The sequence below is a fragment of the Streptomyces ossamyceticus genome, assembly GCF_001418475.1.
GTDB classification, from domain to species: domain Bacteria; phylum Actinomycetota; class Actinomycetes; order Streptomycetales; family Streptomycetaceae; genus Streptomyces; species Streptomyces ossamyceticus.
Genome location: NZ_LIQX01000576.1, coordinates 1 through 4791, shown reverse-complemented (window position 1 = coordinate 4791; position 4791 = coordinate 1). Strand labels below are relative to the sequence as shown.

The window sequence follows — 4791 nt, the reverse complement described above, 5'->3', positions numbered from 1 at the left end:
CGGGCCGGGGCCGCGACCGCCTCCGCGAGGGTCTCGGGGCCACGGGAGTTGGACAGGACGACGTCGATACCGGCCGCGACCGCGAGCCGGGCCACAGCCATGCCGATCTTGCCGCTGCCGATGAAGCCGAGAGTTGCCATGGAAGGGGTCTCCTCATCTCGCGCGGACCGCAGGGTCCAGCGGTGGGGTGGTACGGGGACGGGAAGCTCGTTCGGACATGGGCAGACGAAAGCCGGGGCCCGCCCGAAACCAAACCGGAGCAAGCGCTCCCCTTGAACGTAACACAACCGGAGCAGCCGCTCCGCAAAGACGGAGTGCGCGGTACCCTGAATCCCGTGACCCTCGCCGACCAGCCGACCCCCGCGCCGGAGCACCCAGCCCCGGCCACAGCCCCGACCCCAGCCACAGCCCCCGCGGCCACTCCCGCGCAGCCCGCCAAGCGCGGTCGCCGCGCCGACGCCGAGCGCAACCGCGCCGCGATCCTGGAGGCCGCCGGGGCCGTCTTCGCCGAGCAGGGCGGCGCCGTCGACGTACGCGAGATCGCCCGGCGCAGCGGCGTCGGCATGGGCACGCTCTACCGCCACTTCCCGACCAAGGACGACCTGCTCGTCACCGTCCTCGGACAGCAGTTCGACGCCTGGCTGGCGGACGCCCATGAGCGGGCGTCCGCCACCGAGGACCCCTGGCAGGCCCTGACCGGGTTCTTCGAGCAGATGCTCACCACGCAGTCCCACAACCGCGCGGTCGTCGAGAGCTACTCCGCCACCGGCGGCCCCACCAGCTCATGCGCCCAGCGCTGCTACTCCTTCATCGACGACCTGCGCACCCGCTGCGTGAACGCCGGCCTCCTGCGCCCCGGCATCACCACCGAGGACCTGGTCCTGCTCAGCGGCTCCCTCAGCCAGGCCGTCATGACCACCGGCGACACCCACCCCGGCCAGTGGCGCCGCCTCCTGCACATCTCCCTGGACGGCCTCAGCAGCCGCAACACGGAGCCCCTGCCCGAGCCGGAACCGGGCACCTAGTCGACGCGCAGCTTCGTCACGCTCGACACCGACAGATGGACCGGCAGAGCGCCCGTGTTCACCTGGGCGGCCAGTTGCTGGGCCTCCTGCTTGGTGAAGCTGCCGGAGATCTCGGCCTTGCCGCCGGTGATCGGGCCGTTCACCTGAGGCGCGGACAGCACGACACCGTCGAGGACGATGGCGAACTGGTTCTGGGGCGAGGGCTGCGCCGACAACTGCCCCGTGACGTCGGCGAACTTCGCCCCGCCCGCAGTGGTGAAGTCCAGGTTCACGAACCAGCCGTTGCCCCGCTCCGCGTCGTACGCGGCCTCCGCCTCGGACACGTCCGTACCGGCCACGGCGACCGGCCCGAGCCGATACGTGACGACAGTGTCCTGCGATTCCCCGCACGCGGTGAGCGGCTCCGACGAGGGCCCCTCCACCGCGTCCGGGCACGCCTCCACCCCCGTCTCCGGGGTCGCGCTCAGCACCGGACGGAACGCCAGCTCCGCCGGCTGACCGAGCGCCTCCAACGTCTCCTGCCGGGCGGCCGGACCGGACACCGTGATCTGGTTCTGGTCCTCGACGGTCACCTTCACGCCACCCAGCCCGGCCTTCGCCGCCCGGTCCCGGATCAGCTCGGCGGTCCGCTCCAACGTCCGCGCGCTCACGGGCTCCTGCGGCATGAACGTCACGTCGGCCCGCCCACCCCCGGCCTTCCCGGAGGTCGACGCGGACGCCGACGCGGACGCCGACTTCCCTGGCTTCCCCGACCGAGGCCGGTCCGCGTCACCCGAGCCACCCGACCCACTGCACCCGCACACCAGCGCGACCAGACACGCCACCCCGAGCACCCTGCGCAACGCCACCCCGTCCCCCATCCCCCGACGCTCCATGACCGCCCATCGTGGCACGAAGAACCCCCAACGGGGCACCCTTACGCCAACTGCCACCAAGCACTCAACACGGCAGCCGTCCCTGCGCGTTGACCTGCCGCACGCGAGCGCGCAGCACGTCTCCCGGCGCCGCCTCCCGCAGCGAGCCGGGAGGGCAGTCCCACTCCCGGCCACCGCCGACGGGTCTCAGCTGGACATAGCCGCCCTCCTCCCCCATCACCTCGCCGAGCCGCCCGTCCCGTACGTCCACGGCGTACGACCGTCGGGCGGTCACGTCTCGGCCGCCTTGCGCAGGACGGCGGCGAGCCGGGCGGCGACGGTCATGTTGCAGCAGCCCAGCCGCACGAGGGGGAACGGCTGGTCGCTCGCGCCGGTCACCGGGTCGATCCCGAGTGACGGCAGGATGATCCCGACGGCGCGCAGGGCCTGGTCGAGCTGCTCGACGGCCTCCTCGGTCGTCAGGGCGAGAATCCGTTCCGGGCGCCGCCGTCCGTTCGCCGCGGCTGTTCTGTTCTTCACGGCCAGTTCCTCCACGCTGGGTTGCAGATTCACCACACAGCGTGGTCGAGGGGTGTCTAGCCTGGCCAGATACGACGCCCCAACAGGGGGACTGCTGGACAGGGGAGCACGACCATGCCCGGACCGAAGGACCTCGACCCGTCGTCATCACCCCGCGCGCTCCTGGGCGCGGAGCTGCGCCACGCCAGGGAGAAGGCGGGCCTCAGCCAGGAGGACCTGGGCCAACGGCTGTTCGTGAGCGGCTCGTTCGTGGGCCAGCTGGAGTCGGCGGTACGGCGCATGCAGCCGGAGATCGCGCGGCTCATCGACCTCGCGCTCGACACGGGGGACTTCTTCTCACGGAACTGCCTGGCCACCACCAAGTCCAAGTACCCGGAACACTTCGCCGAGGCAGTAGAGGCAGAGGCATCGGCTACGGAGATCCGGCAGTACTCGCCGCTTCTGATCCCTGGACTGCTACAAACGGCCGCATACGCGCGAGCCGTGTTCCGTGCGTACCGGCCCACGGCATCGGTCGAGGTGATCGAAGGGTTGGTGGCTGCTCGCCTTGAACGGGCCCATCTCCTCGACGGTCCAACAGCTCCGTTGCTGTGGACCGTCATTGACGAGGCCGCCCTACGCCGAGCAACGGGCGGCCGCAAGGTCATGGCGGAGGCCCTGAACCACATTGCGGCCCTGGTCCAGCAGAACCAAGTCATCGTGCAGGTGCTGCCGTTCGACGCAGGGGCCCATGCCTCGATGGAGGGGTCCATGAAGTTGATGGACTTCGCAGACGCCCCGCCGCTGCTCTATTTCGAGGGGGTCGGCTCTGGACGGCTGGAGGACGATCCGGGGACCGTCCGCTACCAGCGGCGCACATACGAGTTCCTCACCGCCGCAGCTCTCTCGCCTGAGAAGTCCCTGGTCATGCTCGAAGCCATGGCCCAGGATTACTCGCATGAGGAACCTCTCTGAGTACGACCTGGACGCAGCCGTCTGGCACAAGTCCAGCCACAGCGGCGGCAGCGGCGGCGACTGCCTGGAGGTCGCCCGCTGGCGCAAGTCGACGTACAGCGGCGGCGGGGGCAACTGCCTCGAACTCGGCGACGGCCTCCCCACTGTCGTCCCGGTCCGCGACTCAAAGACCCCCCTCGGCCCGGCGCTCGTGTTCCGGGCCGAGGCGTGGTCCGCGTTCGTCGAAGACGTCAAACAGCCCCGGCGCTAGGCGAAGACGACTTCCGCCAGCCGCGCGACCTGGTCGGGGTCCGCTGCCCAGCAGTAGAGGATCACCTCGTCCGCCCCGATCCCCGCGTACCCGGCGACCGCCGCCCGGATCGCGTCCGGTGTCGTGAGGAGCCCCCCCGCCATGTACGCGGCGCGCCCCGTGAACTCGTAGTAGCGCAGCAGGTTCGCGCGGGCGTCGGCCACCACGGACGGCGCCCCCAGCGCGACGCTCGCCTGGGCCACGAGCTTCGGACGCCCCTCCCTGCCGTACTTATCCCACGCCGTCTCGACGTCACGGAACATCCGGTCCATGTACGCCGGGGGCAGCGCCGCCCCGAGGAAGCCGTCGCCCCAGCGGGCGACGCGTTCGAGCGCGGCGGGGGCGAAGCCTCCGAAGAGGACCTCGGGGCCGCCGGGGGTGGCGGGCAGGGGCCCGACCGCGCCGACGCCCTCGGCGTACGGTCGGCCGGCCCACGCCCACCTCAACTGCTCCATCTGCTCGTCGAGTCGGCGTCCGCGCCGCCGGATGTCGATACCGGCGACCCGGCAGTCGTCCTCGCGTCCGCCGATCCCGATGCCGAGCGTGAACCGCCCCCCGGACATCCGGTCGAGCGTGGCCGTCTGCTTGGCGAGGATCGCCGTGTTGTAGTGCGGGGCGAGGAGCACCTCGGTCTGGACGCGGACGCGGCTCGTCGCCCCGGCGAGGGCGGACAGGGCGACCAGCGGGTCGGGGTTGTCGTAGACGAGGCGGTCGAGGAGTCCGAGCGTCGAGAAGGGCGAGTCGTCGGCGAGGCGGGCCCAGGTCAGCAGACCGGCGGGGTCGTCGACGGGCAGCCCGAGCCCGACGGGCACGGGCACGGACGCAGACGCGGATGCAGGGACGGACACAGGTACAGGTACGGAAACGGGGCTCATGGCGGAACACTCCTGAGCGGTAGAAGAGGGCAGGGCAAAGTCACTGCCGCCCCCTCCATGGCCCGCGCCGTCTCGCGCGGTTGCTCCCGTTCTGCGGCGTACTTCTGGAGAGCGTGTTCGTCAGAGTGCGCCCACCGTACGCGGGAGCCGCCCCACCCGGCGAGCGAATTAACAGCCCGCCGAGCCACCCCGAGGCTCAAGCCCCCAGCTCCGAGCCCTTTTTGCAGGGAATGGGAGGTGGGCCTCAACCCACC

The 4791-nt window shown here is 71.3% G+C and carries 8 protein-coding genes; 3 read left to right on the top strand and 5 right to left on the bottom strand.

The features are described 5' to 3' along the window. The coding region (locus AOK15_RS33645) for an NAD(P)-binding domain-containing protein (protein WP_167738889.1) at positions 1-140 on the bottom strand (140 nt) is incomplete at its 3' end. A gap of 195 nt (positions 141-335) precedes the next feature. Here AOK15_RS33645 and AOK15_RS33640 point away from each other — a divergent pair. Then, entirely contained in the window at positions 336-1025 is a 690-nt protein-coding gene (locus AOK15_RS33640; RefSeq protein WP_055522106.1) for a TetR/AcrR family transcriptional regulator, read from the top strand. Here AOK15_RS33640 and AOK15_RS33635 read toward each other — a convergent pair. The 3 genes from AOK15_RS33635 to AOK15_RS33625 all read right to left on the bottom strand — a co-directional run bounded on the left by AOK15_RS33635 (position 1022) and on the right by AOK15_RS33625 (position 2419). Further along, on the bottom strand, positions 1022-1675 hold the full coding sequence (locus AOK15_RS33635; RefSeq protein ID WP_240508720.1) for a SecDF P1 head subdomain-containing protein: 654 nt from the start codon (positions 1673-1675) through the stop codon (positions 1022-1024). The genes AOK15_RS33640 and AOK15_RS33635 overlap by 4 nt on opposite strands. Before the next feature lie 289 nt (positions 1676-1964). Beyond that, positions 1965-2174 carry a hypothetical protein gene (locus tag AOK15_RS33630; protein ID WP_055522103.1) on the bottom strand — a complete coding sequence of 70 codons (210 nt, stop codon included), beginning with the start codon at positions 2172-2174 and terminating at the stop codon, positions 1965-1967. Continuing rightward, positions 2171-2419 (bottom strand): hypothetical protein, encoded by a 249-nt coding sequence (locus AOK15_RS33625; RefSeq protein WP_055522105.1) that lies wholly within the window; start codon positions 2417-2419, stop codon positions 2171-2173. Before AOK15_RS33625 ends, AOK15_RS33630 begins: the two co-directional genes overlap by 4 nt. Positions 2420-2533: 114 nt before the next feature. On the opposite strand from AOK15_RS33625, the gene AOK15_RS33620 reads away from it, so the two are divergent. Further along, positions 2534-3373 carry a helix-turn-helix domain-containing protein gene (locus tag AOK15_RS33620; RefSeq protein WP_055522102.1) on the top strand — a complete coding sequence of 280 codons (840 nt, stop codon included), beginning with the start codon at positions 2534-2536 and terminating at the stop codon, positions 3371-3373. After that, complete coding sequence (locus tag AOK15_RS33615) at positions 3357-3623, top strand: DUF397 domain-containing protein (RefSeq protein ID WP_055522101.1); 267 nt, start codon at positions 3357-3359, stop codon at positions 3621-3623. Before AOK15_RS33620 ends, AOK15_RS33615 begins: the two co-directional genes overlap by 17 nt. Here AOK15_RS33615 and AOK15_RS33610 read toward each other — a convergent pair. Then, the gene (locus AOK15_RS33610) at positions 3620-4474 is read right to left on the bottom strand and encodes an LLM class flavin-dependent oxidoreductase (RefSeq protein ID WP_055522100.1); all 855 of its coding nucleotides are present in this window, start codon (positions 4472-4474) and stop codon (positions 3620-3622) included. The genes AOK15_RS33615 and AOK15_RS33610 overlap by 4 nt on opposite strands. Between the last annotated feature and the right edge of the window lie 317 nt (positions 4475-4791).